The sequence below is a fragment of the Mesorhizobium sp. P5_C1 genome (assembly GCF_054049815.1).
The window spans coordinates 1-2926 of the sequence record NZ_JBFULQ010000626.1; the positions used below are offsets into that span (position 1 = coordinate 1).

2 protein-coding genes are annotated in these 2926 nt (G+C 57.9%); one reads left to right on the forward strand and one right to left on the reverse strand.

What is annotated here, in order from left to right; all coding sequences use genetic code 11:
• The first annotated feature begins 510 nt into the window (after window positions 1–510).
• Window positions 511–960, forward strand: a complete 450-nt coding sequence (locus tag ACXJ7R_RS29020; RefSeq protein WP_457154832.1) for a hypothetical protein — start codon at window positions 511–513, stop codon at window positions 958–960.
• A 259-nt stretch (window positions 961–1219) separates the two neighbouring features.
• Here ACXJ7R_RS29020 and ACXJ7R_RS29025 read toward each other — a convergent pair whose 3' ends face one another.
• On the reverse strand, window positions 1220–1444 hold the full coding sequence (locus tag ACXJ7R_RS29025) for a hypothetical protein (RefSeq protein ID WP_457154833.1): 225 nt from the start codon (window positions 1442–1444) through the stop codon (window positions 1220–1222).
• Between the last annotated feature and the right edge of the window lie 1482 nt (window positions 1445–2926).

A 2926-nucleotide genomic window follows, 5' to 3' on the forward strand; every position in this document is an offset into this window, starting at 1 on the left:
GATCATGGGCTTTGCGGCCGGCGCTCGGCATAGCATCAAATCGGGGCTGCACGACAACAGCACCATAATGGCAGACGTTACCGTATCCATCGCCCTTCGCCTCCGCCACGCAATATAGCCTCAATGCTGAGACTGCGGAATGGGTTCAAACGATCGAGCCCGCTGTCTTACGGTGGCGGGCCAGGACCAAACTTCACAAAGCAGCTTGCAGAGGCTGAAATCGAGCGCTTTCCGGTGGAGGCGGAACGGCAGCACGGGAGCATCGTCCAGCCGCTTCTATCGCCTGGCAGCGACCATTGCCGGGCGCTCCAGCGCACCACGAAGCGCTATTGAAGACGGTCGAGGACATCACCGGCAAGGATGCGCCGTTCATTCAATGGTTTGGGACCGGACCGGCGCGGTCTCCTATGGCAGGGTAGCACGAGGTTGGGACTTCAGTCTCAGTTGAGCTATCGCTAATATGCCTATAGCTTAGGCAGTGCGGGGACAACCCGAAAACCTAATCCCGCAATGGCCGGTGCGGCTCGCTTACAACCCCAAGCACCCCGCCGGCCATTTCTTTTGCGTCTGGATGGCGCGGACTGCCAAAGCTGGATCGCGCGGGGACATATGCGCAGGTCAGTCAAGATTCTCGTGCCGGTCTTGGCCGTCGTTTCGACTGAGGCCATGGCTCACGAATGGTATACGGGGAAGAAGGACCCCGTCACTGGCTTCGACTGCTGCGCAGGCTCAGAGTGCGCACCGATCCCGGAATCTCAAGTCAGAGAAATGCCGGGCGGCTATATCTATCTCCCCACTGGCGAGTTCATCCCGCTTCGCCGCGTGCAACATAGCCATGATCGGCAGTATCACCGCTGCATCTATCACTCGGAATTTCTCAACCTGGATCAGGGACGTTTCAGGAAGGGCGACACACGCTGTTTCTTTGCGCCGCATATCGAGATCGGCGCTGCGTATTAAAGCGGCCCGGCATCCGGCAGCAGCGGGAGGCCAGGCACAGTGCGGGGCCTGACCTGCRCGGGAAAAAGTTCTGGGTCTGCTGTGGATCGCCCGCAACATGGCAGAGCAATTGGCCGGTAATGCTGCGGCTTGCCATCAAAAGGTGATGGCGGAGGCTAAACGCTTATACCGACAGGAAGAGGCAGATACCGCCGCCTGATCATTTCGCGAGCGAAACGATGGCCCGCTCCCCAAGTGGCGGGCTCTTTTGTCGGAAGGCTTATTTCTTGGCCCTTAATCGCTGCACCATCACGGTGGAGACTTGCCCCACCAGGATTCCGATGCCTCCTGCGATGGGCATGTAGATGTGTCTATTCCAGCCTTCTGCCTTGCAGAACTTTACAAGCAAGATAGCCAAGGGAAGACCCACCAGAAGAATGCCAAGAGCCTGCCAACGTCTCTTTTTGAGGCGCTCAATATGCGCGGACGTTTCGTCGCTCGCCACCCTCAACCCCTCCCATGTCGCACGGACCTGCCGATAGTTGCAGGAATGACCCGGCACCGCAATTGGCACCGGGCGGGTGGGGCAGGGAGGGTAGGAAGTCAGGCCGCGGCTGCCTAGCGTAGCCGGGCGTCTTCACTTCTTGGTTGCGTTAGGCCCGCCCAATTTGCTTCCTTGGTGACGCGGGTAGCATCCATCTTTCCCAGCGTCTCCGAGGCAGCCGCAGTGGTCTTGTTGAGAGTGGCCGATGGGCTTCAGTGTGTTTTCGGTCGGTTGCTCATGTAATCCACGGCCACGACCGCGACGAACGCCAAAACGACGATGGCTGTTCCAACTACCCAGATGACAGACATTTCGATCCCCCACGCGCGACTATCCTACGGCCGAGAAGCCATGGTCGCAACGGTGGGTCTTTAGGGCCAGTAAACGAGGGACTTCAGTCTTAATTGCGAGACTTCTGAAACAATATAGATTTATCATCGCGGGGGCCTTTCCCGCTATCGCGATGGCCGGTGCGGCTTCGCTTCCCCAAGCATCCCCTGCGCCGGCCATTCGCGTCGATAATCGGGAATTGTCAGATTGGATGCTGCACGCGTTAGCTTCAAGGCCAGGCGACGGGCAGACACGGTTGCGCCGCCGCCAAGATTTGATCCTATCAAGGGAAGTGTGGCAGGGGCGGTGATAGCCGGCAGCGTCTTTGCGGTTTTCTATTGGCTTGCAGGCGGCAATCACATCGCGGGTCCGATCGGCCTAATCACGATTTTGGCGTTTGCGCTGCCGTATCTTCACCTCCGGAGAAAGGAGCGGAAGAACAGTGAGGCCTTTGATACCTATTACATCAGATTGTTGGAACTTGAGAGGGCAAGAGAGAAAAGCTCGCCTGCCGTCAAACCAAGCACCGCTCCCGGTAAGCCCTCATCGCGCCTGGCGCCGCTGCCCCTGCATCCTGATCGAGACATACGACAACAGGTAAATGATCGCGATGGAACCCGTAGCGAGTACGACCCATACTCATAAGCTGCTCATGCTTCCTCACTTCCCGCCGGCGCACTCGTTGGGCAGGGTGTTGGGATGGTGGACGCCGGCCCAGTCGGAAAAGGTCCTCAAGCACAAGCTAATATAATTGAGATGCAGACGCCTATGGTGCCTGATGCCAATTAATGTTTCGCGGAGGTGGATCTTCCCGCGCTTTATCGAAATCCCGATCGGGATTTTCCGAGTCTTTGGTTTGAAGGGCAGCTTTGATAGTCCAGGCCACATCCGTTGCCGAGCCAAACGTCTGCCCACCCACTTCTCACACCCACTGGCGCTCGGAGCGACCAACGCAGCCGCCGCAACGTGGCGGGTTTTTTTGCATTTTAGACGAAACTAATATTATGGCGTCACGTTTGTATACCGGCCAGCTTGTGCCCCTCTCCGGCCTCTCTAGAGAAGCCCATCATCTGCCCGCAAGGTGTCGTGGCTGCGCTGGCCGAAGTTAATTTC